Source organism: Streptomyces spinosisporus (assembly GCF_022698145.1).
In the GTDB taxonomy this organism is placed as follows: domain Bacteria; phylum Actinomycetota; class Actinomycetes; order Streptomycetales; family Streptomycetaceae; genus Streptomyces; species Streptomyces spinosisporus.
In genome coordinates this window covers 13,575-38,743 of sequence record NZ_JALDAX010000032.1, presented here as the reverse complement: position 1 = coordinate 38,743, position 25,169 = coordinate 13,575, and the positions used below count along the sequence as shown (strand labels likewise).

Sequence of the window (25,169 nt, the reverse complement as noted above, 5' to 3'; positions counted from 1 at the left end):
GCAGGGAACGGCATCAGCGGCCGCCTCTCATCTTGCGGGTACGCGCCGCCTTGCGTGCCATACGGCTGCGCTGGGGGAAGCTGCGGCCCGCGTTGCTGATCATCGCGGCGCGCTGCTTGGTCAGTCCCTTGCGGCGCAGGGCACGGTAGGCGGAGAACCTGCTGCGGTAGACGAAGCCATACTTGCCGCCTCGGCTGGAGACCATCACTTCCCCTTGCGCCGCTTGGCTGCCGCCTTCTTGCGGCCCGCGGCGGCTTTCAGCGCCATGCCCGCCTTGCCGTACTTCTTGGCGCCGACGTAGTAGGCGAGGCCTCCGGGGTTGCGGGCGCCTCGTGCAGCGAACTGTGCCTTGCGCTTCTTGAAGCTCATGTGTGCCATCAAGCCCACCCGCCTGACGTTTGATTCGAAGCTCAGTTGGCCTGCTGGCCTACGATTCAAAGGTACAGGCTGGAGGAGGCGCCCACCATGACCCACGACAACGACCGACCACACGACGGCAAGGGCCGCTTCGTCCGCACCCTGGCAACCGCCGAGCGCGATGCGGAAGCGGCCGACCTCCGCGCCCAAGGCTGGACCTACCGGCGCATCGCAGCCCACTTCGGCATCGACGTCCGCAACGCCTACGACGCCGTCCAACGCGCACTCAACTCGGTGATCAAAGAGCCCGGCAAAGCCGTCCTCCACTTCGAGCTGGAGCGCCTCGACGCCGAACTCGCCCGCCTCGACGCGATGGAGGAGAAGGTCCGCAAGGTCCTCGACGCGAAGCACATCACCGTCAACAACGGCAAGGTCATCATCCACCCGGAGACCAATCAGCCGATGGAGGACGACGCCCCCGTCCTCCAGGCCGTCGACCGCCTCCTGAAGATCGAAGAGTCGCGGCGCCGGAACGGTGAGCGGCGGGCGAAGCTCACCGGCATCGAAGCCGCCGTGAAGATCGACGCGACCGTGCACGAGGTCACCCAACAGGACCTCGAACTCCAGGAGATGCTCCGCGAAGCCAAGGCCGCCGTCCGCTCGGAAGAGGCGCAGATCCGCGACGGCGGTGACGCGTGACGACCCGCACCGGCTACTACATCGAGTCCCTCGTCCCGTCCTGGCTCGTGCACGACGGCGGCTACCGTGCCGCCCTCACCCAGCACCTCCGTGACCGGCTCATGCTGCAGGGATACGAGATCGTCGCCCCAATCCGGATCCGCCGCGACGACGGGGACGTGCCGCCGCCGGTCGGGATGGTGATGCTGCGCGTCGAGACGGAGGTCGAGGAGTTCGACATCGAGGTCGACGACGAACAGGAGGCCAGCGATGGCTGAGCAGAAGATCGGTCAACTACTCGACACGCTCGGCGTAACCGCCGAACTCGGCGAAAGCGACATGCCCACCGACGCCCTCGTCATCATGAAGGTGGTCACCGACGAAGGCCGTGTCGCCATCGTCATCGGCGGGTCCGAGTCGATGGACTGGATCACCCAGAAGGGCCTCCTCGCGGGCGCTACCGAGATCACGCAGGGCGGCTTCGTGGACGGTGGCCAGTGACCGCACGCCCCTGCACCTTCCGCGTGACGACCCGCCACTCAGGCCGGAAGCGCGCGGTCACCGTGAAGGTGTACGACAGCCTCGACGACATGCGCGCAGCCGCCGACCGGTACGCGCGCCGCAACGGCACCAGCGAGCCGGGGAAGTTCGGCGACGCCCACGGCATCACCCACGCCTTCCAGACAATGACGATCGGCACGGACGGCGAGGTCGAGTCCGCCTCCGAGGCCGCAGCCCTGGTCCGCCTCTGGCGGCAGCGGCTCGGGACGGGCGTCGTCACGCACGAGGTCGGCCACGCCGCGGCCGCCATCTACGAGCAGGACTGGCTGCCCGAGCACGGACCGATCCACGACAACCTCAACAACGAAGAGGTGTTCTGCTACCTGATCGGCGACCTGGCCAGCCGCATCGTCAAGCAGCTCTACCGCCACGGCATGTACGAGGCCTGACGTGGCCACCCCAACCCGCACGCACGCCGCCTACCTCGAAGGCCTCGACACCGAGACCTTCGACCTCAACACCTACCTCGCCCAATTCGACGAACGCCTCCTCGCCGACCCCGAAGGCCGGCGCACCCTCACCCGCCTCGACCCCCTCCTCTTCGCCCTCGTCTACCTACGCCACCACCTCAAAGACGAAGACGGCCGCATCACCTTCGGCGACGCCCACCTCGACTGGTGCCGCGCCGGCCGCACCTGGGTCCGGCCCGCCGCCGAACCGGCCGAGTCCCGCGACGCCTACATCGCGCCCCGCAACACCGGCAAGACGACATGGTGGTTCCTGATCCTGCCGATGTGGGCCGCCGCGCACGGGCACGTCCGCTTCGCCGCCGCGTTCGCCTCATCCGCCACCCAGGCCGAACGCCACCTGTCCACCTTCAAGCGGGAGTTGGACGGCAACGTCCTGCTCCGCCGAGACTTCCCCGACCTGTGCACCGCGGCGAAGCGGCCGTCCGGGGCCAACGTCGCCGACACGCAGTCCATGTACGTCTCGAAGTCCGGGTTCATCTTCGCCGCGCACGGCATCGACTCCAGCAGCCTCGGCATGAAGGTCGAGGAGAAACGCCCCGACCTCCTGCTATGCGACGACGTAGAGCCGGACGAGAGCAGCTACTCGGCGGCCCTGGCCGCGAAGCGCCTCACCACGCTCATCGACGCGATCCTCCCGCTGAACATCTACGCCCGCGTGGTGATCTGCGGGACCGTCACCATGCCGGGCAGCATCATCCACCAGCTGGTGAAGGCAGCGAAGGGCGTCCACACCGCCGAGTGGATCCGTGAGGAAGGCATCCACCCGCACCACAGCCTGCCGATCGTGCAGCGCGCGGACGGCACGGAACGCTCGATGTGGCCGGCGAAGTGGCCCATCGGCTACCTGGTGGAGATCCGGCACACCCGCTCGTATGCGAAGAACATGGCGAACGACCCGCTGGCCGCGGACGGGGCACTGTGGACGCCGGACGACTTCCGCTACCCGGGCGACGACGGCCCGGACCCGGTCACCCACATGATGCTCAGCATCGACCCCGCGGTGACGGCGAAGAAGAGCAGCGACTTCACTGGCCTCTCCGTCGTCTCGTGGTCGGCTCAGACCCGGCGATGCACGGTGCACGCCGCGTGGGCGGTGAAGTTGGTGCCCGGTCCGCTGTTGCGGAACCGGGTCCTCGCGATCCTCGACGAGTTCCCGCAGATTGCGCTGATCCTGATCGAGGTCAACCAGGGGCACGACACGTGGCGTTCGGTCCTGCATGACATGCCGGTGAAGGTGAAGCCGGTGTCGCAGAACGAGCCGAAGTTCTCCCGGGCTGAGGGTGTGCTGAACCACTACCAGCGTGGCCGGGTGTTGCATGCGCGGAGGCTGCCGGAGTTGGAGCAGCAGATGTGCACGTTTCCGAAGGGCCCGAACGACGACATGGTCGATGCGGTCGGGTCGGCGGTGAGGAGATTTATCCCGCCGGTGCGGAAGGCTGCGCCGTCGGCGTCGCGCGCCTCATACGCGTGACTGGCTACGCATCGAAGGAGAACTGATGCGCCACGGGTGCATGTTGCGCCTGTAGCGTTCGTCTATCCTTCGATTCAAAGGTCACGGGTGGGAGGTCGCATTGGATGACGAGACGGTCGACCCACGCGCCGACCTGATGTACGGCCTCGAAGAACTCCACGAGGCACGGCCCGGCTACGACCAAGCCCAGGCCTACTACGACGGCAAGGTCCCAGAAGTCTTCACCAGCGTCCGCATCCGCCGCGCCCTCGCAGCCCACCGCATCGACTTCGACCTCAACTTCGCGAAGACCCCCGTCGACGCCGTCACCGACCGACTGGAGATCGCAGGCATCACCGGCGGCAACGACGAACAGACCGCCCTCATCTCCAAGGTCTGGCAGGACAACCAACTCGACCTGGAGATGCCCGACGTCTTCCGCCGAGCCGGCGAGTACGGCGACTCCTACCTGATGGTCCTCCCGGTCGAGGACGACGCAGGCACGGTCGTCCGGGTCGAGATGTTCTACAACTCCCCGCAAACCGTCCGTGTCATCTACGACGAGGAGAACCCGCGCCGCAAGCGGTTCACGATCAAGCAGTGGTGCGAAGGCCCGTACCTTCGGGCGGAAGTCCTTACCGACGGGATGACCGAGCGGTGGACGACCGGGAAGAACTCGCGCGGCGAAAAGGCCGCCGACTGGAAGCCGTGGCCTGCGGATGCAGAGGACCCGGAGTCGTGGCGCATCGAGAACGACTGGGGTGAACAGCCCTGTTTCCACTTCCGCACCGACCGCCCGTACGGCACACCCGAGCACTACGGCGCCTACGGCCCGCAGAACGCCATCACCAAGCTGCAGTCGACGCACATGGGCACCGTCGACTACCAAGGCTTCCCGCAGCGGTACGCCCTCACCGAGACCGCGAACACCGACACCAGCGACCTGGAGCCCGGAGACTTTGACGACGGTGACTGGCCCATCGACGAGAACGGTGTAGGCCCATCCGACTCCGGTGACGACTCCAGTCTGAAGGCCGGGCCCGGCGAGATGATGCTGCTCCGCGGCTACAAGTCCGTCGGCCAGTTCGACGCCGCGCAGCCGGGCGTGTTCCTCGACCCGATCCAGTTCAACGTCCGTGCCATGGCCGTCATCTGCACCACCCCGCTGCACCTGTTCGACCCGTCCGGCGAGCAGCCGTCCGGGCAATCCGTGCGCGCCCAGGACGCCCCGTTCACCAAGAAGGTGGCCAACCGGCAGCTGTCCTACGGCGCCACCCTCCGTGAAGCGTTCACTTTCGCGCTCCGCCGCCTCGGTGTCACCGACCCAGTGGTCACGGTGCACTGGAAGCCAGCCGAGACCATCGACGACGCCGAAGGCTGGCAGACCGTCGCCGCCAAGATCGCGGCCGGTGTCCCCCGCAAGCAGGCCCTCATGGAAGCCGGCTACCGCGCCGAGCAGGTCGACGCCTGGCTGTCCGGCACGGACGACGCCGAACTGCAGCGCCGCGTCGACGTCCTCGCCTCCCTCGCCGACAGCGCGCAGAAGCTCGGCGCCGCCCAGGCCCTCGGCGTCATCACCAGCGAGCAGGTCACCGCACTCATGTCCGGCGCTATCGACGACCTCGAAGCCCTCGCGCAAGCGCAGGAGGAAGGCTGATGGCGTACAACAGCGACCGCCTGGCCCGCCTCGTACAAGACGACCACACAGGCGACGTCATCGCCCTGGAGAACCAGCTCGGCGAGCGCACCATCCGCGACAGCGACCGCGCCTTCGAAGACCTCATCCGCCGCACCCTCGCGGCCTGGACCCGGGCATTCGGCGGCCCCAACCAGCCGTCTACCCCCGGCGACATGCTCCGCAGGATCGTCGCGGCGGCCCGTGCCGCAGTGCGCCGCCTGATCGACGACCTCGCCGGCCGGGCGCCGGATGTCCTCGCCGGCGGCCTCGGCTCGGCCATCGCGATGGGTGTCCGGCAGGGCACCGCGTTCGTTCAGGCCGCGTCCGGAAGCCTGCGTCGTCCTCCGCCGGTGCCGCGCGTGGGCCGGGTCCTGCGCAACGAGGCACGCCGCATCCGTGACGTGATCGCCGAGCGCCGCGGGCGGGCCGTGTTCCTGCTGCACCCGGATCGTGTGTCGCGCTGGTCGCATCTGCTGGCCGGGCTCGGTGCGGCCCGTGCTGTGGTGCCTGCGATCCGCGCGCACATTGCGTGGGTCATCAACACCGCCGTGCACGAGGGCCTCGATGCGGTCGTGCGGGCGACCGCACCGCTGCGGGTGTGGGTGTCGGAAGCCGATGCGTGCGTGCGCTGCCTCGCCTACACCGGCCGCGTCGTCAAGGCCGACGAGCCGTTCCCGGGTGGCCTGTCGTGGGATCCCCGCCAGCGCCGCGCCCGGGCGGCCGCGGTGGAGGGGCCGCCTCTCCACAGCCACTGCAGGTGCCGCGTCGTCCCCTGGGACGACGCATGGACCACCTCTGGCATCCCGTTCCCGCTGGCCCTGCAGCGTGAGACGCACCGCTCTATCGGCTACGGCCGGGCCCGCCCCTCCGAGTCCCGCGCCGCCCGCCTGCGCGCCGCACGCGAACTGCTCCGCACCGTCGACGACCTGCTGCCCGCAGTCGACGCCACAGCCCGCACCGCCATCCGCACCGGCCGCTTCCCGGCCGCCGCATAAACCAACGGCAGCCCGCCGATGGGCTACCGCCAACCCGTGATGGGAGAACACCAGATGGGCATCCACCACAGCACCAGCACCGCACAGCCCAACGGCATCAGCCTGCCCCCAGGCACGATCCTCGGATACCGCGCAGACGACCGCCCGATCTACGTCATCGCGGGCGGCGCCGAAGGCGACGACAACGACACCGACTTCGACGTCGAGATCGACGACACCCCCGAGGGTGAGCCAGCCGACGACCCCGAGCCGGAGCCCGAGCCGGAGCCGAAGCCGGAGGGCACGCCGAAGCCGAAGCCCCCCGCGAAGAAGGACGAGCCCGAGCCGTGGAAGCCACCGTCCGAGGCGGAGTGGCGCAAGACGCAGGCCGCGCTGAAGAAGTCCAACGAGGACGGTAAGCGCCACCGGCTCCGCAACAAAGAGCTCGAAGACGCCGCCCGCGCCAACGAGACCGACCACGAGAAGGCCCTGCGCGAGGCGCGCGAGGAAGGCGAGAAGAAGTTCCGGGAGCCGATGAAGCGCTCCGGCGTCCGGGCCGCGCTAGCCGAGGCCGGGTTCGCCAGCCCGGACCGGCTGCTGAAGCTCGTCGACTGGGACGCCATCTCAGTGGACGACGAGGGTGACCTCATCGGCGTCGAGGCCGAGGTGGACCGGGTCAAGGCCGACTACCCGGAGCTGCTCCCGCAGGACAAGCCGAAGCCCAAGCCGCGCCCGACCGGGGCGCCGAAGCAGGCCGCACCGGACAAGCCCAAGAACAGCTGGGAAGTCCACGCCACCCGCATCCTGGGTAAGGCTTGACGACCAGAGGTATATTCATCACCAGGTGAACAGCTCCGGTGATCGGAGCAGACCACCGCCCTTGCTTGCAGGCGCCCGTGATGGGGCCCGAGCCGACAGCCGCATCCCCATCACGAAGCCCGCAGGAGGGCCACCGTGGCACGCAACACGATGGAAGCCTGGATCCCCGAAGAGTGGGAAACCTCGCTCGTCGTCCAGCAAATCCTTCAGGTCTCCGCCGTCGAGGCCCACTCCGCCCGCATTACCATGGGCTCCGACACCAAGAACGTCCCCCGCACCGCGGGCATGGACGTCGACGTCGTCGACAAGGGCGGCGCCTACGGCGAGGACACCTCTCTCAACGACGAGGTCACCCTCAACGCGAAGAAGCTCGGCAAGGCCGTCCGCATCGCGGAAGAGGACATCGACGACTCCGTCGCAGACATCATCCAGGCGAAGATGATGGGCTGGTCGAAGTCCTACGCCAAGGCCCTCGACAACGCCTGCATCGCCGTCACCGGAGCACCCGGCGCCGGCGTCCCCTTCACGTCGCTGTACACGCTGCTCCACACCACGGACAACAACCTCGGCTACACCGGCGACAGCAACATCACCGTCGCAGCCACCGCCGGGAACGTCCAGTACGACGAGTACAACGCGTGCCTCGGGCTCGTGGAGACGGGCGACTACTTCGACCCCTCCACAATGATCGCGATCGCCTCGCCTGCGTTCCGGAAGGCACTGCGAGGCGTCAAGGACTCGCAGGGCGAACCCATCTTCGTGAAGGGCGTCGCCGGAACCCCCGACACCATCTTCGACGTGCCGATCACCTGGTCGCTCGGCGCCCGCACCTCGCCCACCATGAGCAGCCGCCCTGGCGGCCGCCCGGTCATGGCGTTCGTCAACCCGGAGCTGATGCTCCTCGGCATCCGCTCCGGCCCCGAGAGTGTGTTCATCGACGGACGCGACGGCCTGTCCGCGCTCACGGACGAGTCGATCCTCAAGATGCGGTCCCGCCGCGGATGGGCCTACGGCCACCCCGCCGGGGCGTCGCTCCTCATCGGCTGACCAACTCGCAGACCCCGTACCGCCCGCGGCTCCGGGCGGTACGGCGGCCGGCAAGGAGGTGAGCCATGGCAGCAGCGAAGAAGACCGCCGCGTCGAAGCAGTTCCCGGCGAAGTCCGGGGACGTGGAGGTCGAGGTCGGCAAGCGGTCGGCGGACGGCTCCGAAGGCACAAGGCACGTCAAGGAGTTCGTCGTGCTCACCGCCAACTGGCCGGGCACGGGCGAAGAGCAGGCGCACGCGGCGAACCGTGCGGCGACTGCCGGTGAGGCGATCCAGCGCGGCCTGCACCCGCGTGGTGACGTCTCCTTCGACGGCGCTGAGGACCACGGCGACGGCGTGTCCACGGTCCTCACCTACTCGGTGGAGACCGTCCCCGCGTCGGTCGACACCAGCCCGCAGGACACGACCACGCCGCGCGACGTCATCGAGGACGCGGGCGGCGACACCAGCAAGGCGGGCGACTAGTCGTGGTCAACGCCTGGGCTACTGCGCAGCAGGTCATCGACACCACCGGCGTGTCCGTGACCGACCAGCAGCTTGCCCAGGCGCAGTCAGACATCGAGATCTTCAGCAACCGCATCTACCCGGACAAGGACCGGATGCGGACGCGGGATCTCTACTGGCTGGGCCAGGCCGTCGCCCGTCAAGCCGCCTGGTTGGCGGGCCAGTTCGGGCTGGAGACGCGGCTGGATGCCACGCAGATCCAGCAAGACCAGGTCTCCACCACGCTTCAGGGCGACGGCCTGGTCCTCGCGCCCATGGCCGCCCGCGCGTTGAAGCGGGTGTCGTGGATGCGGTCCCGGACGGTGCACATCCGCTCCGCCGTAGAGGGGGCCGGGCCGATCGTCGGGGATGCCCTGTCGGACGGGTCGGACGAGCACATGGTGTGGGCGCCGTACACGGGGGGGCCGTGATGCAGGCCATCGCCACCACCCGGGTCAGCATCCTGCGCGGCACCACCACCGACGCCTACGGCGACGAGCAGGACACCGACACCCCCATCGCCACCGGCGTCCCGGCATCCCTCATCGAGCAGACCCGCCGCGTCACCACCCGAGACGACCCCACCCCGCGGATCGTCCGCTACGCCATCGCCCGCGTCCCGGCCGCAACGGACGTCACCGACCAGGACCGGGTGAAGGACGAGCGGACGGGTGCCATCTACATCGTCGATGCGACGTCGTCGATGGCGAACCCCGCATCGGTGCCGGACATCCGGCTCGACCTGCGGCGCACCACCTAACAGCACAGGCCACACGCCTGGGGAGACCAGGCAGGCCATGAGTACGAGACCGGCTTCGGAGAGGAGGCGGCCATGGCGAGATCCGGTGTGCGGATCGACCCTTCAGCGCGCGCACACGTCGACGCAGCCATCAACGACTGGCTCGAACACAGCATCGGCGACGCCATCCTCGGTGACGCCCGCAACTACGTACCCAAGCGCACCGGCCGCCTCCTCGAATCCCTGCGCGCCGAAGTCCACGACAAGGTACTGCGCGTCGGCTCCCTCGACGTCAACTACTGCACGGACGTGGAGATGGGCACGAGCCCGCACGTCATCAAGCCGCGCTACAAGCAGGCCTTGTACTGGGAGGGCGCTGACCATCCGGTGGCCCGCGTCAACCACCCCGGCACCGCCCCGCAGCCTTTCCTCCGCACGGCGCTCTACCAGCGGAGGACACCATGACAACGCCTGTGCTGCGCGCCACTCCGGAGCTGGTCGCGATCGCCTGGCTGAAGACCGTGGTCGGTGACATCGTCGCCACCACCCTCCCCAAGCCCGGCAGCGACGGCAGCCTGTCGTGGGCGGACACCGGGTTCGTCACCATCACCAGCGCGGGCGGCACCCCGAACCTGTACGTGCCGCTGCGGGAGCCGGTGATGGGCGTGGACTGCTGGGCGACCAACTCGCAGTCGCAGAAGCCGCCGTGGAACAAGGCCGCCTGTCTGGCGGAGGCGATCCAGGCCGCCTGCTACAACCACCCGGCGATCCCGCAGACGGTGACGCTGCCGTCCGGCTACCCCCAGGCGCGTGTGTTGTCCGCGTACACCACCGGCGAGCACCGGCGTGTCCCGGACGACCCGTCGTCGTACGCCCGTTACGCGGTTCCCGGCCTCGTCGTCGTGTGGACGGAGGTGCCGTCGTGATGTGGGCCATCCAGGAGGACACGCCGCACGGGCAGCTCCTCTCCTACAACGGCAAGACCCTCGTCCACGACAACCGTGCGGAGTTGGAGTTCCTCCTCACCGGCCCGGTCCGGATCGTGCTGTGCCCGCCGAGTCTGCGCCCCGAGGACTGCATGGAGATCCGCTTCCACCCGCAGTTCAGCCACCACCAGTTCCCGCTCGTGAGGAGTAACTACCGATGACCCGTCGCGTCCGCATCACCAAGCGCCCCTGGGAGGAGATCGAGGTCAGCGACGCCGCCTACCTCGACCTCAAGCGGCAGGGCCTCCTCGTCGAAGACACCCCGGCCCCCGAGACCCCGGCCGCGCCCGCGCCGCCGGTTACCACCAAGAAGACGTCCGGCGCGACCGGAAGCAAGGAGAACTGACCCATGGCAGTCTCGACCACGAATCTCATTCAAGGCCCGGCAACCCTCTACCACGGGGATTTCCAAGCGACCGAGCCCGCTGACACCGCCGTCAACACGACCCCCGCAGCGTCCGCATGGACCGACCTGGGCGGCACCCAGGACGGCGTGAAGCTGTCCGTCGACCAGACCTACAGCGAGCTGGAAGTCGACCAGATCACCCTCCGCGTCGGCTCCCGCCTCACCAAGCAGGACTTCACCATCGAGACCAGCCTCGCGGAGGCCACCCTGGAGAACCTGTCGCTGGTCCTCAACGGCGGCACCAGCGCGTCCGGCACGGGCTGGAAGTCGTTCGAGCCCAACGTCACCTCCAGCGCGACGCAGCCGAACTACTTCGCCGTCATCCTCGACGGGTACGCCCCCGACCAGCTCCGCCGCCGCATCATCGGCCGGAAGATGCTCAACACGGACAGCGTCGAGGTCGCGTACACGAAGGACAAGCAGACGCTGATCCCGGCCAAGCTCGCCGGCCACTACGTCAGCGAGGTCACGGCCCCGTTCCACATCGTCGACGAGACCAGCTGACCCACACCTGTCTCTGCCCACTGCGAGGAGCACCACCCATGGCATCCACCACCCGTACCCGCCAGACGACCGCCGCCCGTAAGAAGGCGGCGGCCAGGCCTGCCAACGGCCTCGGAGACGACCTTGACTTCGAGCCCCTGCGGATCGACGCCGACGACGAAGTCGAGGAGGAGCGCGTCCCGCTGTTCTACATCGGCGACGACGAGTACACGATCCCGAAGCTGATCCCCCCGGGTGTGGCGCTGCAGTTCATGCGCGAGGCCCGCGAGCACGGCCGTGAGCTGGCCGCAGCGCCGCTCCTGATCCGCGTCCTCGGAGAGGACGCCTACATGGCTTTGGAGCAGTCCAAGTCGCTGTCTGAGGACCAGATGGAATGGATCATCAACAAGGTCCTCGACCTCGCCCTCGGGCGGAAGAAGCAAGGGGGAAAAGCGAAGTAGACGACGGCCCTGCCGCATGGGTGCGAGCCCTCGAAGAACTACGAGAGCCGGACTGTGCGCAGGCCATCGTCGACCGGGTCGAGGAGCGGCTGTGGGTCCTCGACCATCAGGACGACATCGACGCCGACTTCCTGGCCATCTACGGACTCGACCTTGAGCAAGTCGAGATCAGCGGACCCCGCTACTTCTCACTGGCCTACCGGCTGACCGCATACCAGGGCGTGATGGCGGCCCTGGCCGAGGAAGAACGCGAAGAGCGCCAGCCGACGACCACCCCAACCCGCACGAGCACGACCGCCACGCATGCGCGTGGCAGCAGTGAGAGGACCGAGCTCTCACTGACCCAGTTCCGGGCCAAGTTCCCGGGACTCGTGAGCGTGGCAAAGGGAGGGTAGATGGCCGGCTCGTTCCGGATCGCCGAGGGCTATGTCGAGGTCACCGCCGACGAGTCCAACTACGACCGGGCGATCGACCGACTGAAGGCCTCCAAGCACACGGTCAGCGTGGGCGTCGATCTCGACGACAAAGACGCGGTCGCCAAGCTCGACAAGCTGATCAAGAAGCGCACCGTCAAAATCACCGCCGACATGGACACCCGCACGGCGGCCGACGACCTGGCTCTGCTCACCCGCCGCCGCACCGTCGCCCTCGCAGCGGACATCGACGAAGGCTCCGCGCTCGGCGAACTGACCGCGCTCACCATCGACCGCCGCGTCCGACTGTTTGTGGACGTCGATGATGTTGAAGCCATCGGCCGCTTGGACGCACTCACCCGCGACCGCATGGTCAACGTGCTTGCCGACATGGACACCCGGGTCGCTGCAGCCGACCTAGCCAACCTCACCCAGCGGCGTACCGTGCGCGTCGACGCAGACGCTGACACGGCGGCTGCTGCCGCGCGTCTGGACATCCTCACCCGCGACCGCACGGTCCACGTCCGGGCCAACTTCCTCGGCGGCCTTGGCGGCGGTGGTGGGGCGTCCGGCGGCCTCAGCATCCTGTCCTCGTCGATTGCCCGGATCGCCGCGCTTGCCGTCGGGGCGCTCCCGACGATCGCCTCCCTCGGGCAGGCCATCATTCAGATGGGTCCGGCCGCCGCGCTGGCCGCACCGGCGGTGCTGTCACTGGCATCCGCGTTCGCCGCGATCAAGATCGGCACCTCGGGGATCGGGGACGCCTTCAAGCAGGCGTTCGCGCCAGCCACCAAGAGTGCGGCCGCGGCGGAGAACTCCACCCGCCGTGTAGAGGCAGCGCAACGCTCCCTCGCGAAAGCCCAGCAGGCGGTGAAGGACGCTGAGGTCAACGCGGCACAGGCCCGCATCAAGGCCGCACGGGACATCGCCGACGCGCAGCAGAACCTGAAGAACACCGTCTCGGATGTCGCCGACGCGAACCGGCGCGCGCTGGAGTCCGTCGAGTCCGCCGAACGGGACCTCGCCGACGCGCAGCGCGCCGCACGGAAAGCGCAGGAAGACCTCAACGACGCCCGCAAGCAGGCCGCCGAGGACCTCGAAGACCTCAACAACCGGCTCGCGGACGCCCAACTCGACCAGCGGCAGAAGGTCCTCGACCTCCAGGACGCCGAACAGGAACTGGCCGCGGTCAAGGCCAAGGGCGCCGCAGCCTCGCAGGAGGACCTCGACAAGGCGCAACTGCAGTACGACAAGGCCGTCCAGGCCCTGCAGGAGCAGCAGACCGAGACCGCAAGGCTGCAGACACAGACCGACGAGGCCAACGCCGCGGGTGTCGAGGGCTCGAAGACCGTCACCGACGCCAAACAGAAGATCTCCGACGCGAGTCAGGAAGTCACCGACAAGACCCGCGAACTGAAGGACGCGGAAATCGAAGCGGCCCGCACGCAGCAGGACGGGGCGCAGCGGGTCGCGAAGGCGCAGCGGGATGTCGCGGACGCTCAGGCCGCCGCAGCGCAGGCAGCGAAGGACGGCGCCCGGCAGATCGCCGACGCCCAGGAAGCCGCGCGAGAAGCCGCCGAGGCGTTGGCGGACGCGCAGACCAAGAGCGCCACGGCGACGACCGCGACGGCGAACGCCATGGCGAAGCTCGCCCCGAACGCGCGTGCCTTCGTCGATGCGGTCCTCGCCCAGCGGGAGGCATGGCGGGCGCTGAAACTGGACGTGCAGAACGCCCTGTTCGCGGGGCTGGGGCAGAAGTTCACGCAGCTGTCCACCGCGGTCCTGCCGTCCCTGAAGGCCGGACTGGTGGGCACGGCCGGTGTCCTCAACCAGATGGCGAAGAACGCCGCTGACGCCATCACACAGCTCGGCAAGTCGGGGCAGCTGCGCCAGCTCTTCGACGGCCTCAACGGCGGCCTCGCACCCCTGTCACGGCTGCCGGGGCAGATCATCACCGGCCTCACCCAGATCTCGATTGCTGCGTCGCCGGCGTTCGAGCGGCTCACCACCGCCGCGGCTGGCGCCGCCGACCGGGTGTCCCAGAAGCTCAGTGGTGCCTTCAAGTCAGGCGCGCTGGAGGACTCGATCAACGGGGCGATCGAGGTAGCGAAACAGTTCGGCCAGCTGCTCGGGGACATCGGCGGCACGATCGGCAACATCATGAAGGCCGCGGCCGCTGGTGGCGGGGATGCGCTCGGGACGCTCGGGTCGGTGTTCGCCGAGCTGCGCCGCATCACCGCGATGCCCGAGGTGCAGAAGGCCCTCACGAGTATCTTCACCGCGATCAACGCGATCGCCAAGCTGTTCGCGGGGACGCTCGGTGCGGTGATTCAGGCGCTGTTGCCGCTGCTGGCGAAGCTGGCCCCGGTCATCACGGACCTGGCGACACGGTTCGGCCCGGTCCTTGCGGAGCTGGCGAAGACCCTCGGTGAGGCGCTGATGCCGATCATCGACGCGCTTCTGCCGATCGTGACGCAGGTGGGCGGGGTCCTCGTCGGCGTGGTGGAAGCGGTCATGCCGCTGCTGAAGCCGCTCGGGGATCTGATCGCGGCGATCGTGACCGCGCTCGGCCCGATCATCTCGTCGATCGCGGCGGCGATCGTGCCGCTGGTGGGTGCGCTCGCTCAGGGCCTCCTGCCGATCGTGGGCGCGCTGGTGCCGATTGTGCAGATGTTCGGCCAGTTCCTTGCCGCGCTGGCACCCATGTTCCCGCAGATCATCAACGCTCTGCTGCCGTTGATCCCGCCGATCGCTCAGCTGACGACGTCGCTGCTGACTCTGGCGCTGCAGGTCCTCACGCCGTTGCTGCCTCTGATCACCGGGCTGGCGCAACTGCTGGCAACCGTGCTGACCGGGGCGATCAACATCCTGGTTCCGGTGATCACGACGGTGATCGGGTGGGTCACCAACTTCGTGAACGCCGTCAGCGACGGCGTGAAGATGATCGTCGGCTTCTTCCAGCATCTGTACGACGTTCTCGTCGGGCACTCGATCATCCCTGATCTGGTGAATGCGATCATCGGGTTCTTCACCGGGCTGTGGTCGAAGACGAAGCAGATCTTCACCGATCTGAAAAACGGCGTCGTCGCCATCTGGAACAGCCTGTGGAACACCGTCAAAGACAAGTGGAACAGCTTCTGGTCCGGGCTGAAGACCGCATTCACCGGCGCGTGGAAGAGCTTCCGCGACAGTGTGACCAGCCTGAAAACGTCGATCACGAACACGTGGTCTTCCATGTGGAATTCGGCGTCCGACAAGGTCAAGTCGATTTTCTCCACGATCAATTCGAAGATCTCCGGATTCGCGTCCGGGATGAAGACCGCCTTCTCCAACCTGAAGAACAGCCTCGGCACGATCTGGGACGGCGTGAAGTCGAAGATCGGAAGCCCGGTCAAATTCGTCGTCGGCACCGTCTACAACAACGGCATCCGCAAAATGTGGAACACCATCGCCGGGAAGATCAGCAGCAAGCTGACCCTGCCGTCGATCTCGCTCGGCTTCAACCGCGGTGGTGTCGTCCCCGGAACCGGCAACAGCGACACCGTCCCCGCGATGCTCACCCCCGGCGAACGCATCCTGTCCAAGGCCCAGGTCGCCCAGCTCGGCGGACACCGCGGCATCGACGCCATCCTCGGCCAGGACCACCCCACCGGCACCGGCGGCAACCCCTCCCGTACTGAGGAGAAGCGCCGCTACCAGGGAGGCACCCAGCACTTCGCCTCCGGCGGCATCGTCGGCACCGTCACCTCCGCAGTCGGCGGCGCCATCGGCAAGGCCGCCAGCTGGGCGAAAGACCTCGTCATCGGCGGCCTGAAGTCGGCCGGACAGAAGGCCCTCAGCAGCCTGGTGCGGCCGCTCATCAACCGCATCCCCGGCGGTAGCTTCGGCGGCCTGCTGAAGGGCCTGGCGAACAAGGCCGTCGACGGGATGATGTCCTGGTTCGGCAACGAGGACAAGAAAGCCGTCGGCGGGCCCGCCGTGCAGCGGGCGCTCGCCTGGGTGAAGACGCAAAACGGACTACCGTATCAATGGGCTGGAAATGGGAACCCCAGTTGGGACTGTTCTGGACTGATGTCAGCCATTGAGTCCGTAATTAGGGGGGAACGTCCGCATCGTCGGTGGGCGACCGGCTCGTTCCCGCCCGGCCCGTCCGGCTGGGTCCGCAACCTGAAGTCCCCGTTCATGATCGGTATCACGAATGCGGGCGTCGGTCACACTGCGGGCACCCTCGCCGGAATGAACGTCGAGTCGTCCGGCGGCCGCGGCGTCCACATGGGCAAGAGCGCCCGCGGCTACAACGACCCCCTGTTCACCAGCCAGTGGGGCTTCGCCCCGGCCGCGAAGTACGACTCCGGCGGTCTCCTCCAGCCCGGGGCGACGCTCGCGATCAACAAGACCCGCAAGCCGGAAGCCGTCCTCACCGCGGAGCAGACGGCGGCGATGCAGAGCATGACCGGCAGCGGCGGCAGCGTCGTCATCGAGAACATCACCGTGTCCGGCACCTTCGACTTCTCCACCCCCGCCGCGCGCCGCCAGGCCGCGAACGCGCTTGTGAGCGAGATGAAGGAAGCCCTCCGCAAGTTCGACAGGGAGCGAGCCTGAGATGGCCTTGTACGACTGGGGCGACGTCACCATCGGCCGGATCCCTTTGCGGGAGACGTTCGATACGACGGAGTCGGGCGGGGACCGTTCCCTCGACCTCGACGGGCAGGAGTCCTACCCGCCGCTCACCCGGGCACAGGTCATCGCCCGCCATGACGGAATCAACGCGCTGATCGTCGGGCAGGTCATCCCCGTCACGTTCACCGACAAGCCGGAACGCTCCGGCTACTACGCCGTGAAGTCGTGCTCGTCGACGTACACCGAGTACCGCACGGACATGGTCACCGCGGCCTGGAAGGTGAGCCTGGACCGGATCGGCTCCGACGCGGAAACCGACCTTCAGTCCCGCCTCACCGGCGCTGTCCGGTTGAACGATTTCGACCTGGCCGGGGAGCGCTGGCACGCTCCACCGATCGGCCACTACGGCTACTACACCGGCGACACGAACGCCACCGTCATGACCCGCACTGGGGCCGACGGCACGATCACCGTGTACCGCGGTGTCCCGGCGGACTTCTCCCCACGCTGGGGCTGCGACCCGACCGACTACCTCAACGGCCGCGTCAAGGCCACCACGACCGGCGGGCAGGAGGTGTACGGCGCCGACGTGCCCCTCGCCGCGACCGGCTGGTCCCTGTCGAACGGCCTCATCAACGTCACCTGGTCAGCGTCCGGTGGCGGCACCCTCGACGTGCAGACGTACACCGGCGGCGCCTACCGGTCGAAGCTGTGGCAGGTGATGTCCGCGGCGGCCGTGCAGGTCGACGACTGGGACGGGGCGACGCTGCTCCGCAACGACCCCGAGATGGTCATCCTCCGCCTCACCAAAGCACTGAACCCGGGCCGGGCCACCCTGGACCTGACGCTGCGGCGCGGCTCCCGCATCATCGAGGGCTACCTCCAGCGCGGCACCGCGGACACCCTGTCCGTGCGGCTGAACACGGCCGAGACGTACGCCGACACGTCCGCGCAGGGCTACCTCACCGCCACCAACGACGACACGGACGGCAACAGGTTCGCCTGCGGCAGCGCGCTCACCTTCACCGCGGCGGCCAACGGCGGCGTGCAGAAAGCCACCACCACCAAGCTGGACTTCTGGCTCGGTGCCTCCACTACCGGCGGCGGCGGGACAACCCTCAACGCGAACCCGGGCTTCGACACCGACCTCACTGGTTGGAACGCCAACGGCGGGACCGCCGTGCGGGTGACCACACCGGTCAAGGCCGGGGCCGGGGCTGCCCAGTTCACCCCGGACGGGGTCGCCGAGTTCCCGAGCATCGAGTCCGACCGCGTCCCGGTGACGGGCGGCACCGTGTACCGCGCCTCCGGGTGGATCCGCTGCGCCACCGCCCGCGCGATCGACCTGAACGTGAACTGGTTCGACGAGGACGGCGGCTACCTGTCGACGGGCACCCTCACCAACACGCTCGCGGTGAACACGTACACGTTCTACGACGGGACGGTGACCGCGCCGGCTGATGCGGTGGAGGCGACGATCGCGCCGACGGTGGCGAATTTCCCACCGGGCACGGATGTGATCATCGTGGATGAGGTGCGGCTGCGGCTGCCGGTCGCCTCCGGGGACGCGGCCACGGACCTGCGGGATCAGTACCTTGCGGCCATGCCGGAAGCCGTCTACGGCGTAAGGAGGTAGACGGGTGGCCGTCCAAGAGGTTCTGAAGGCCCTCGGGTCATGGCAGATCAAACTCAAGTCCGGGACCCCTCGCGACGTCCTCGACGCCCTCGACTACTTCGGCCACGTCGCGATCATCCCCGGCCGCCTGGACCCGCTCCAGTACGGCGACAACCTCCTCACCACCGCCCGCTACGTCGGCGTCGTCCGCACCAAGACCATCGGCGACGACGGCCGCACCAACGCCCCCATGGACGACCTGACTGTCGGCGGCGTCGGCATGGCCATGTGGCTCGGCGACGAGGACAACAAGGGCTCCGTCTACGAGAACGCCGTCGAACCCGCCTCCGCCACGTTCGCCGACACCATCAACATGCTGCTCCCAGCCTCCGGGGCGGGCGCGGTGACCGCGGGCACCATCTACCCGGTGGCCGGCCTGTACACGGGAAGGCACCAGTACGAGTCGCCCCGCACGGCGATCACCTACGTGTGCGACACCATGTCCACCGACAGCGTGCCGGTGTCGTGGCGGGTCAACGGGGACGGCACCCTAGATGCCGGGCCCGACGAGGACCTATTCGTCACCGAGCCCACCTGTGTCCTCATGGCCGTTGGCTCGGGCGAGGACATGACGATGCGGGCCCTGCCGTCCAGCATGGACGTCACCCGCGACGTCGAGGACTACACCACCCGCGTCGTCCTCCTCGCCGAGGGCGAGGGCACCACCATCGCCACCGGCAGCGCCGACATCACCCCGGCCACCGGCTACAAGGACATCCACGGCAACCCGCTGAACATGACCCGCCTCGTGTCCGAATCGGGCACAGAGACCGCGAACGCCACGACCCGGGCACAGTTGGCCCTCAACCAGTACACGTCCACCCGCAACGCCCTCACCCTGTCCACCGCCGACTACGACGTCCACGGCACCTTCCAGGTCGGCGACCGGGTGTGGGTGTACGACCCGGACGCCGGCCTCATCGACACCAGCACAGAGATCACGTTCCGGGGCCAGCGCATCAACCCGCTCAAGCTGCAGGTGACCGAGGCCAACTGGGCGGTCACCGCCGGGTACACGGTCGCCTACCGGGCCGGAGACGGCACCTGGACCGACCTCACCCAGTACATCGAGTTCGAGACCGACACCACGTCCACGGTGACCGTAGGCGACTTCTCCCGGCAGCTCACCAACTCCTCGACGGAGCCCATCGGCTCCCGTCCGAACTCCGACACCTCGGTGCCCGGAGTCCCCACCTTCGTCGAGCCCTTCCTCGGTGCCGCCTACCTCGACGACCGCGGCTTCACCCGCGCGCGCGTCATCCTGTCGTGGAACGCCCCCAACAACGTCGACGGCTCCACTGTGCTGGACGGCGACCACTACGACATCCGCTACGCCATCGACACCGACATGATCTACCCGGCGACGTGGGCGGCCTGCTCACAGATCCGCTGGGAAGACATGCAGATCTGGGCGCAGCCGTTCGCCGCGCCGGACAACCAGTGGCAGTACATGACCGTTGCGTGGGACCACACCACGGCCGAGTTGCTGGACCTCTCCCCGGGGATCGGCTACGACGTGCAGATCCGCGGCGTCGACACCACCGGCAACACCGGCGCCTGGTCGGCGACGACGACGTTCGTGGCGACCTCGGACAACATCCCGCCGAGCACGCCGGCGCCTCCGAGCGTGGCGGGGTCGCGGATCGCCCTGCAGATCACGCACGAGCTGGGCAAGTCGTCCGGCGGCACGTTCAACCTGGAATCCGACCTGGACCATCTTGAAGTCCACGTCGACTACGAGCCCACTTTCACCCCCAGCGACAGCACGCTGAAGGGGAAGGTCCCTGCGAACGCGGGCATGATCCAGGCTCAGATTCCCGTCGTGTACACGGTGCAGGTCGAGGAAACCTCCGCCCGCTACGTGCGGGTGATCGCCGTGGACAAGGCGGGCAACAAGTCCGGGCCCAGCGATTCAGCGTCGGCGACCGCGCTCCTCATCGACGACGCACACATCTCCGACCTGACCGTGTCGAAGGTGACAGCCGGAACGATCACCGCATCCTGGGTGATGGCCGGGGAGATCAAGACCGCCGACACCGGGGCCCGTGCCCGGATCTCCGCGGACGGCTACGAGCTGTACAACTCGGCCGGCACCCGCACCCTGTTCGCGGACGCCGACACCGGCGACGTCAGCATCATCGGGCAGCTCGTCTCCGGCACGTCCGGCAAGCGGATGGAGATCAACCCGACTGCCACGTTCCTGCCCGAGATCCGCTTCTACCCTGACAGCGGCAGCAACTTCGCCTACATCAACGCCGTTTCGTCCGGCAGCGACTCCAACATCGGCGTCAACGGCAGCGCCTACGATCCTGGCGACGGGATCGACGTCTTCGCGCGCTGCTTCCTTACCTCGGGGACGTCCGAGCTTGCCCTTGTGCGGGAGGATACGCAGGCCCGGCGCGGCCCGTATGTGCGGTTGACGTCCAGCGTGTTCTTCGCGGGCTGGAACTCGAACGGCTCGGACGGCGGGTTCTACTCGGCGGACAGCAACAAGGGCCGCGTGGGCTGGAATCCCAACGACACGACCCATGGCCAGTACTTCGACTTCGTCTCCGACCGGACCCGTCATGTCGGCAGGTGGGCCGACTTCATCGCAGCCGACACAAACGATGGCCTCTTCACCGGGTCCGTGTCGCCCACGAGTGGGGCCTCAAGCTATTCGGCTTCGTTCGGGCCGACGATGCTCACCCAGATGCTGCCGCTGGTCTCGGTCCGCGACGACATCGTTCACCAGCAGGCCATCACAGCTTCGGACGATACCGGCTTCACGATCACCATTTCACCGGCAGCCCACACCGATTGGGCCGTGTACTTCTGGTGCTTCAGGATCTGAGGAACGACATGGACACATACGAAGTGCAGGCAGCCGACGCGACAACCACCTCGACCGGCACCCCGATCTGGATGGTGACGATGCGCAAGCCTGACGGCAGCATCCACTGCCACACGTTCCCGCCGTCCACGATCGAGTGGCGCATGGCGGAGTACGAGCTGGTCAATCCCGACGAGGCCTTGGACATCGTCCTGCACGAGCCGTACCTTCCGGACGCCCCAGGCCGAGACGACGCCGCTCTCCGTGTGGGGCTGGTGACGTCGACGCGTCCAGACGCGGAAGCAATCACACTGTTCAACGCGGCGTCGACCGCCGACGCGCGGGCGGCGCACCGGCTGAGGGTGGCGGACGCGAAGACGAGCCGAGTGCAGGTGCTGCCACCGTCTGGCGAGGAGGATCCGCTGAACGTGATCCGCGCTAATCACGGGGTGACGGCTCGCGGTATCCGCGCGAAGCGCGAACGAGTGGACATCGCCCGCTGGCAGATGGTGTACGGGGAGCTACCCGTCCCGCTGTCCCCAGAACGCCCGCTCTTGGGTCAATGAAGGAATGACAACGAAGGGAAAACCATCATGTTCATCTGGAATAGCGACGGCTGGATGAGTGTGTCCGATGACTCGGGCAGCCCCAACATCGCAGAAGCAGACCAACTGGCAAAGCAGTTCTGGGCGGAAAGGGATGTCGAAAACCACAACGTCTCCGTCCCCGGTAGCGGGTCAGTCACGTACCCCGGGAAGCTGTGGCTCATCTTCGTGCCCGGCGTACGGCCGGACGAGAACAACAGCCCGGAAGACTGCTGGCACACAGGTTGGATGTCCACCAAGTACGACGTGCCCGGCTGGCCGACAGACACCGTCTCCTACTCCGGCGCGCTGACCGCGCAGGAGATCGCCCAAGCCCTCAAGGACGCAGGCAAGACCGTCGTCCTGCGCGAGTACACCGACTTCGCGACCACCTACGACACCACCGGCACGACCGTCACCCTCACGTGAGATAGGCGGGCCCTTCGGGGCCCGCCTCCCGCGCGTCCTTACCTACCGAATGGAGGGCCCTCGTGCCTGACCCGTCCACCACGCGCCTCGGCCTGTACAAATCCAAGTCGGACGGGTCCGAGCTCGTCAACTACACCCAGGACATCGGCCAAAACCTCGACAAGCTCGATGCCGCGGCCGGATTCCAGATCGTCACCTCATCCACCCGCCCGTCCTCGCCCTACCCCGGGAAGCCGATCACCGAGTCCAACACGAGCTACCGCACCTACTTCTCCAACGGCACCGTGCCAGCCTCCGGGTCGTGGGTGGAGATCCCTAACAGCAGCGGCACATTCGGCAGCAGCCTCACCATCGCCCAGGGCAAAGCGATCGATATCGGCGGCGCGGCCAACGGCGGCGGCTACGGTGTCCTCGGCTCGGCCACGACGTCTGACGTGCTGTACGCCAAGGTCAGTGGCGAGAGTGTGGGGCGCTTCTACGTCTCCGCCGACGGCGCCCACCAGTGGGGCTCTGGCACGGCCACCCGTGATACCAACTTGTATCGGTCCGCCGTCAACACACTGAAGACCGACGACAGTTTCGTCGTCGGTATCAACCTGACCGTCGCCGGAAGCGGCAGCATCACCGGCAGCCTCGCCGCCGGGAACTTCGCGGTCGTCGTCGACTGGACATCACCGGCCCTGGCCAGCGGCTACACCGGTGACGGCAACAGCAACGGCACCCCGCAGTACCGGGTAATCAACGTCCTCGGGACGCAGTTCGTGCAGTGGCGCGGTGGCATCAACGCCACCTACAGCGGCAGCTCGCCTGTGAATGGCGGGATGCCGTTCAGCGCGAACCTTCCGGCGAGTGCCCGGCCGGCGTCGCGCCGGTCGATGAGTTGCGCGTGTTCGGCGGCGTCGTCGACGTCACTGTCAATCAAGATCGATTTCAATACGGATGGCTCGCTACAGATCGTGGGCGGCACGGGGATCACGCCACCGTGGATCGCCATGAACCTCATGTACTCGCTGTAGCTCTGCGCCCTGGGCGATCATCGCCCCTGGCGCCGGGCCAACTGCGACAGCACATACCAACCAAAGGAAGGAACCGTAATGGCTGAAACTCTGCCGTACTACGCGATCAACGCATCGAAGGTGGACACGGAAGGACTCAGTGTCATCGTCCGCTTTGACACCGGGGCGCTTGACTAAACCGACCGCGATGCCGTGGTCGCTGTCCTGGCAGACGCTATCGGCGATCTGTCGGAGGTTGCATCGGTGAACTCGGTCATGGAGGTGACCGCGACGAGTCGCGCCATCAGCTAAGCGGCGGATGGGGCGACGCCGGAGCAGGCGTCGATGTGCGCTTGCCTACGGGCCAGTTTCCTAGTAAGGAGTCACGAAGTGGCAAACCTCGAACAGCGTGTACACGTCGCTGGCACCACTGACCAGCTGTACGAAGTCACCGTGAACGACACCGACCCGAACGCCGAATTCGGCACCTACACGTTCCCGATAGGCGCGAACAACCTCGGCAACGGCGGGCTGACCGCAGCGAACTTTGAGACCGCCGTACAGGCATTCGCGGACTCGCTGGCCGGGTCGTATCCCACGTTCGTCCTGGGATCGGTCAAGAAGATCAGCGTGTCCGAGACGACTCTTTAGCCGGTCGCTTCCTGCCCGCTCACGTCGTACGGCGGTTCGCTCGCCGGCTGCTGCGCCGCCTGGAGGCGAGTGTTCTCCTCCCTGGCGGCGTCCAGCTGCCGCTGCAGCACGTCGACTTGGGCTTGGAGGACCAGGTTGGCTTCGAAGAGTTCGCTGCACTTCCTCTGGAAGGTGGGAAAGGCGTCTTCCATGCTGATCTGCTGAGTCATGGGCGCTGCTCCTTGGGGTCGATGACTGCGATGAGGTCCGCGAACGCGTCCTCGTGGAAGGTCCGCTCGTAGCGGGAGAACAGGTCGTCCAGCGTTGCCCGCTGCTGTTCGGCGAGGTCGTGTGCGTGCTTGTCGAGGATTCCCTGGGCCATCGACCGGCGGATGGGCTCCGGGTAGCTGGGGTCCATCAGGCCCATGATGTGTTCGAGGGGTGTCACGTCTGCTCCGGCGGGTTGATGGCTTGCTGCCAGGCGATGCTGTCGGGGTGTTGGCTGGTGGCGACGGCTGCGGTGAGCGCGGCGAGGAAGTGGGCGGTGGCCGTGAGGGCTTCGTGGATGGCGCCGATGGCGTATCCGTCGCCGGGTTCTTGGGCTTCCTGCCATTGGTAGTCGCTGGCGAGCATGCGCTGTTCGCCTTCGCGGTAGTGCTCGGGCCCGGTCACGGTCTGCTCTCCTTACAGCCCCGGCGCGCAAGGGCGCGTCGCACCCAGAATCCGATACTCAGGGCTGCCACAGTGGCGAGGCTCCCTGCCGCCGTGCTGAGAAGAGTGGTGGCGCCTTCGCTCATGTCCGCCTCGCTGCTGCGTCGCCGCGCCCGGGCTGCCCCGAGCTGTTGCCCTGGTGGTGCCGCCATGCCCAGGTTCTACGAGGAATGTGCACGATCTTCGCTCCGGCCTGCGCGCACTCCACCGTGTATTGAAAGTCCTCGCCATAGTGCTCCCCGTTGATGAGCGCCCCGTGCGGTGGTTCTCGGAAGCCGATCTGCTGGGCGAGCTCTGTGCGGCACAGCGTGGTGATGGTGGTCTGGTGCGGGCGCTGCGGGTCGAACTGCTTCCCGAAGTGGCCGAGGGGATCGTTCGCGGGCCACGGGCGGCCGTCGGGGAAGTGGACCATATAGTACGAATAGGTATAGTCCGCGCGGAAGATCTGCGCACCCTTCGCCAGCACCTTCAGATGCTCGGGGTAGAACCAGTCGTCCGAGTCGAGGAAGGCCACCCATTCGGTCTTCGCCGCGTCGAGGGCGCGCTGGCGGGTGATGGCGGCGCCGTCGCCGTCTTCGTCGATGGCGATGCTGATGTCGGCGGCTGGGAGCAACTGCTGCTTCACGCTGGCCACCGCGCGGTCGAGCATGCCGTTGACGACGCGGGCCGGGTGTGCGGGGATGCACACGGTGATCTCGGGTGTCTGCAC

The 25,169-nt window shown here is 67.6% G+C and carries 32 protein-coding genes; 26 read left to right on the top strand and 6 right to left on the bottom strand.

Annotation, left to right across the window (positions count from 1 at the left end):
* Positions 1-13: 13 nt before the first annotated feature.
* Positions 14-205 (bottom strand): hypothetical protein, encoded by a 192-nt coding sequence (locus MQN93_RS42200; RefSeq protein ID WP_242713675.1) that lies wholly within the window; start codon positions 203-205, stop codon positions 14-16.
* Positions 205-369, bottom strand: a complete 165-nt coding sequence (locus MQN93_RS42195; protein WP_242713674.1) for a hypothetical protein — start codon at positions 367-369, stop codon at positions 205-207. Before MQN93_RS42195 ends, MQN93_RS42200 begins: the two co-directional genes overlap by 1 nt.
* 96 nt (positions 370-465) lie before the next feature.
* Between MQN93_RS42195 and MQN93_RS42190 the strand changes: the two genes are divergently transcribed.
* The 26 genes from MQN93_RS42190 to MQN93_RS42065 all read left to right on the top strand — a co-directional run bounded on the left by MQN93_RS42190 (position 466) and on the right by MQN93_RS42065 (position 23,770).
* On the top strand, positions 466-1,056 hold the full coding sequence (locus tag MQN93_RS42190) for a hypothetical protein (protein ID WP_242713673.1): 591 nt from the start codon (positions 466-468) through the stop codon (positions 1,054-1,056).
* On the top strand, positions 1,053-1,313 hold the full coding sequence (locus MQN93_RS42185) for a hypothetical protein (RefSeq protein ID WP_242713672.1): 261 nt from the start codon (positions 1,053-1,055) through the stop codon (positions 1,311-1,313). Before MQN93_RS42190 ends, MQN93_RS42185 begins: the two co-directional genes overlap by 4 nt.
* Positions 1,306-1,536, top strand: coding sequence for a hypothetical protein (locus MQN93_RS42180; RefSeq protein WP_242713671.1), 231 nt, complete (start codon positions 1,306-1,308; stop codon positions 1,534-1,536). Before MQN93_RS42185 ends, MQN93_RS42180 begins: the two co-directional genes overlap by 8 nt.
* Positions 1,533-1,985 carry a hypothetical protein gene (locus tag MQN93_RS42175; RefSeq protein WP_242713670.1) on the top strand — a complete coding sequence of 151 codons (453 nt, stop codon included), beginning with the start codon at positions 1,533-1,535 and terminating at the stop codon, positions 1,983-1,985. Before MQN93_RS42180 ends, MQN93_RS42175 begins: the two co-directional genes overlap by 4 nt.
* Position 1,986: 1 nt before the next feature.
* Positions 1,987-3,537, top strand: coding sequence for a hypothetical protein (locus tag MQN93_RS42170; RefSeq protein WP_242713669.1), 1,551 nt, complete (start codon positions 1,987-1,989; stop codon positions 3,535-3,537).
* Between the two features lie 100 nt (positions 3,538-3,637).
* Entirely contained in the window at positions 3,638-5,173 is a 1,536-nt protein-coding gene (locus MQN93_RS42165) for a phage portal protein (protein WP_242713668.1), read from the top strand.
* On the top strand, positions 5,173-6,189 hold the full coding sequence (locus MQN93_RS42160; RefSeq protein ID WP_242713667.1) for a putative phage head morphogenesis protein: 1,017 nt from the start codon (positions 5,173-5,175) through the stop codon (positions 6,187-6,189). The genes MQN93_RS42165 and MQN93_RS42160 overlap by 1 nt, the downstream gene beginning before the upstream one ends.
* 39 nt (positions 6,190-6,228) lie before the next feature.
* The gene (locus MQN93_RS42155; protein WP_443744620.1) at positions 6,229-6,987 is read left to right on the top strand and encodes a phage scaffolding protein; all 759 of its coding nucleotides are present in this window, start codon (positions 6,229-6,231) and stop codon (positions 6,985-6,987) included.
* Between the two features lie 135 nt (positions 6,988-7,122).
* Positions 7,123-8,034 carry a phage major capsid protein gene (locus MQN93_RS42150; protein ID WP_242713665.1) on the top strand — a complete coding sequence of 304 codons (912 nt, stop codon included), beginning with the start codon at positions 7,123-7,125 and terminating at the stop codon, positions 8,032-8,034.
* A gap of 65 nt (positions 8,035-8,099) precedes the next feature.
* Positions 8,100-8,498, top strand: a complete 399-nt coding sequence (locus MQN93_RS42145) for a hypothetical protein (RefSeq protein WP_242713664.1) — start codon at positions 8,100-8,102, stop codon at positions 8,496-8,498.
* A gap of 2 nt (positions 8,499-8,500) precedes the next feature.
* A complete protein-coding gene (locus MQN93_RS42140; protein ID WP_242713663.1) occupies positions 8,501-8,947 on the top strand; it encodes a hypothetical protein in 447 nt (148 codons plus the stop codon).
* Positions 8,944-9,276 (top strand): hypothetical protein, encoded by a 333-nt coding sequence (locus MQN93_RS42135; protein ID WP_242713662.1) that lies wholly within the window; start codon positions 8,944-8,946, stop codon positions 9,274-9,276. Before MQN93_RS42140 ends, MQN93_RS42135 begins: the two co-directional genes overlap by 4 nt.
* 72 nt (positions 9,277-9,348) lie before the next feature.
* Entirely contained in the window at positions 9,349-9,720 is a 372-nt protein-coding gene (locus tag MQN93_RS42130) for a hypothetical protein (protein WP_242713661.1), read from the top strand.
* Positions 9,717-10,181 (top strand): hypothetical protein, encoded by a 465-nt coding sequence (locus MQN93_RS42125; protein WP_242713660.1) that lies wholly within the window; start codon positions 9,717-9,719, stop codon positions 10,179-10,181. Before MQN93_RS42130 ends, MQN93_RS42125 begins: the two co-directional genes overlap by 4 nt.
* The gene (locus MQN93_RS42120) at positions 10,181-10,402 is read left to right on the top strand and encodes a hypothetical protein (RefSeq protein WP_242713659.1); all 222 of its coding nucleotides are present in this window, start codon (positions 10,181-10,183) and stop codon (positions 10,400-10,402) included. Before MQN93_RS42125 ends, MQN93_RS42120 begins: the two co-directional genes overlap by 1 nt.
* Positions 10,399-10,587 (top strand): hypothetical protein, encoded by a 189-nt coding sequence (locus MQN93_RS42115; protein ID WP_242713658.1) that lies wholly within the window; start codon positions 10,399-10,401, stop codon positions 10,585-10,587. The genes MQN93_RS42120 and MQN93_RS42115 overlap by 4 nt, the downstream gene beginning before the upstream one ends.
* 3 nt (positions 10,588-10,590) lie before the next feature.
* On the top strand, positions 10,591-11,151 hold the full coding sequence (locus MQN93_RS42110; protein ID WP_242713657.1) for a hypothetical protein: 561 nt from the start codon (positions 10,591-10,593) through the stop codon (positions 11,149-11,151).
* Positions 11,152-11,189: 38 nt separating this feature from the next.
* Positions 11,190-11,591, top strand: coding sequence for a hypothetical protein (locus MQN93_RS42105; protein ID WP_242713656.1), 402 nt, complete (start codon positions 11,190-11,192; stop codon positions 11,589-11,591).
* Between the two features lie 20 nt (positions 11,592-11,611).
* A complete protein-coding gene (locus MQN93_RS42100; protein ID WP_242713655.1) occupies positions 11,612-11,986 on the top strand; it encodes a hypothetical protein in 375 nt (124 codons plus the stop codon).
* Positions 11,987-12,094: 108 nt separating this feature from the next.
* Positions 12,095-16,606 (top strand): phage tail family protein, encoded by a 4,512-nt coding sequence (locus MQN93_RS42095; protein ID WP_242713654.1) that lies wholly within the window; start codon positions 12,095-12,097, stop codon positions 16,604-16,606.
* A 1-nt stretch (position 16,607) separates the two neighbouring features.
* A complete protein-coding gene (locus MQN93_RS42090) occupies positions 16,608-18,260 on the top strand; it encodes a hypothetical protein (protein ID WP_242713653.1) in 1,653 nt (550 codons plus the stop codon).
* 4 nt (positions 18,261-18,264) lie between these two features.
* Positions 18,265-21,132: a phage tail protein gene (locus MQN93_RS42085; protein ID WP_242713652.1), complete on the top strand. Its 2,868-nt coding sequence runs from the start codon at positions 18,265-18,267 to the stop codon at positions 21,130-21,132.
* A gap of 8 nt (positions 21,133-21,140) precedes the next feature.
* Positions 21,141-21,677, top strand: coding sequence for a hypothetical protein (locus MQN93_RS42080; protein WP_242713651.1), 537 nt, complete (start codon positions 21,141-21,143; stop codon positions 21,675-21,677).
* A gap of 267 nt (positions 21,678-21,944) precedes the next feature.
* A complete protein-coding gene (locus tag MQN93_RS42075) occupies positions 21,945-22,124 on the top strand; it encodes a hypothetical protein (protein WP_242713650.1) in 180 nt (59 codons plus the stop codon).
* A 62-nt stretch (positions 22,125-22,186) separates the two neighbouring features.
* Complete coding sequence (locus tag MQN93_RS42070) at positions 22,187-23,140, top strand: hypothetical protein (protein ID WP_242713649.1); 954 nt, start codon at positions 22,187-22,189, stop codon at positions 23,138-23,140.
* 369 nt (positions 23,141-23,509) lie between these two features.
* A complete protein-coding gene (locus tag MQN93_RS42065) occupies positions 23,510-23,770 on the top strand; it encodes a hypothetical protein (protein WP_242713648.1) in 261 nt (86 codons plus the stop codon).
* On the opposite strand, the gene MQN93_RS42060 is transcribed toward MQN93_RS42065, so the two are convergent.
* The 4 genes from MQN93_RS42060 to MQN93_RS42045 all read right to left on the bottom strand — a co-directional run bounded on the left by MQN93_RS42060 (position 23,767) and on the right by MQN93_RS42045 (position 25,169).
* Positions 23,767-23,979, bottom strand: a complete 213-nt coding sequence (locus MQN93_RS42060; RefSeq protein WP_242713647.1) for a hypothetical protein — start codon at positions 23,977-23,979, stop codon at positions 23,767-23,769. The two genes, MQN93_RS42065 and MQN93_RS42060, sit on opposite strands and share 4 nt — an antisense overlap.
* Positions 23,976-24,197, bottom strand: a complete 222-nt coding sequence (locus tag MQN93_RS42055; RefSeq protein ID WP_242713646.1) for a hypothetical protein — start codon at positions 24,195-24,197, stop codon at positions 23,976-23,978. Before MQN93_RS42055 ends, MQN93_RS42060 begins: the two co-directional genes overlap by 4 nt.
* Positions 24,194-24,421 carry a hypothetical protein gene (locus MQN93_RS42050; protein WP_242713645.1) on the bottom strand — a complete coding sequence of 76 codons (228 nt, stop codon included), beginning with the start codon at positions 24,419-24,421 and terminating at the stop codon, positions 24,194-24,196. Before MQN93_RS42050 ends, MQN93_RS42055 begins: the two co-directional genes overlap by 4 nt.
* A gap of 121 nt (positions 24,422-24,542) precedes the next feature.
* The gene (locus MQN93_RS42045; RefSeq protein ID WP_242713644.1) at positions 24,543-25,169 is read right to left on the bottom strand and encodes a glycosyltransferase family 2 protein; all 627 of its coding nucleotides are present in this window, start codon (positions 25,167-25,169) and stop codon (positions 24,543-24,545) included.

What these genes read in the sequence shown, in the direction of transcription:
- MQN93_RS42200 (WP_242713675.1), bottom strand. Translation starts at nt 205, where the DNA reads ATGGTCTCCAGCCGAGGCGGCAAGTATGGCTTCGTCTACCGCAGCAGG.
- MQN93_RS42195 (WP_242713674.1), bottom strand. Translation starts at nt 369, where the DNA reads ATGAGCTTCAAGAAGCGCAAGGCACAGTTCGCTGCACGAGGCGCCCGC.
- MQN93_RS42190 (WP_242713673.1), top strand. Translation starts at nt 466, where the DNA reads ATGACCCACGACAACGACCGACCACACGACGGCAAGGGCCGCTTCGTC.
- MQN93_RS42180 (WP_242713671.1), top strand. Translation starts at nt 1,306, where the DNA reads ATGGCTGAGCAGAAGATCGGTCAACTACTCGACACGCTCGGCGTAACC.
- MQN93_RS42160 (WP_242713667.1), top strand. Translation starts at nt 5,173, where the DNA reads ATGGCGTACAACAGCGACCGCCTGGCCCGCCTCGTACAAGACGACCAC.
- MQN93_RS42155 (WP_443744620.1), top strand. Translation starts at nt 6,229, where the DNA reads ATGGGAGAACACCAGATGGGCATCCACCACAGCACCAGCACCGCACAG.
- MQN93_RS42145 (WP_242713664.1), top strand. Translation starts at nt 8,100, where the DNA reads ATGGCAGCAGCGAAGAAGACCGCCGCGTCGAAGCAGTTCCCGGCGAAG.
- MQN93_RS42130 (WP_242713661.1), top strand. Translation starts at nt 9,349, where the DNA reads ATGGCGAGATCCGGTGTGCGGATCGACCCTTCAGCGCGCGCACACGTC.
- MQN93_RS42125 (WP_242713660.1), top strand. Translation starts at nt 9,717, where the DNA reads ATGACAACGCCTGTGCTGCGCGCCACTCCGGAGCTGGTCGCGATCGCC.
- MQN93_RS42120 (WP_242713659.1), top strand. Translation starts at nt 10,181, where the DNA reads ATGTGGGCCATCCAGGAGGACACGCCGCACGGGCAGCTCCTCTCCTAC.
- MQN93_RS42115 (WP_242713658.1), top strand. Translation starts at nt 10,399, where the DNA reads ATGACCCGTCGCGTCCGCATCACCAAGCGCCCCTGGGAGGAGATCGAG.
- MQN93_RS42110 (WP_242713657.1), top strand. Translation starts at nt 10,591, where the DNA reads ATGGCAGTCTCGACCACGAATCTCATTCAAGGCCCGGCAACCCTCTAC.
- MQN93_RS42105 (WP_242713656.1), top strand. Translation starts at nt 11,190, where the DNA reads ATGGCATCCACCACCCGTACCCGCCAGACGACCGCCGCCCGTAAGAAG.
- MQN93_RS42090 (WP_242713653.1), top strand. Translation starts at nt 16,608, where the DNA reads ATGGCCTTGTACGACTGGGGCGACGTCACCATCGGCCGGATCCCTTTG.
- MQN93_RS42080 (WP_242713651.1), top strand. Translation starts at nt 21,141, where the DNA reads ATGGACACATACGAAGTGCAGGCAGCCGACGCGACAACCACCTCGACC.
- MQN93_RS42075 (WP_242713650.1), top strand. Translation starts at nt 21,945, where the DNA reads ATGTCCACCAAGTACGACGTGCCCGGCTGGCCGACAGACACCGTCTCC.
- MQN93_RS42060 (WP_242713647.1), bottom strand. Translation starts at nt 23,979, where the DNA reads ATGACTCAGCAGATCAGCATGGAAGACGCCTTTCCCACCTTCCAGAGG.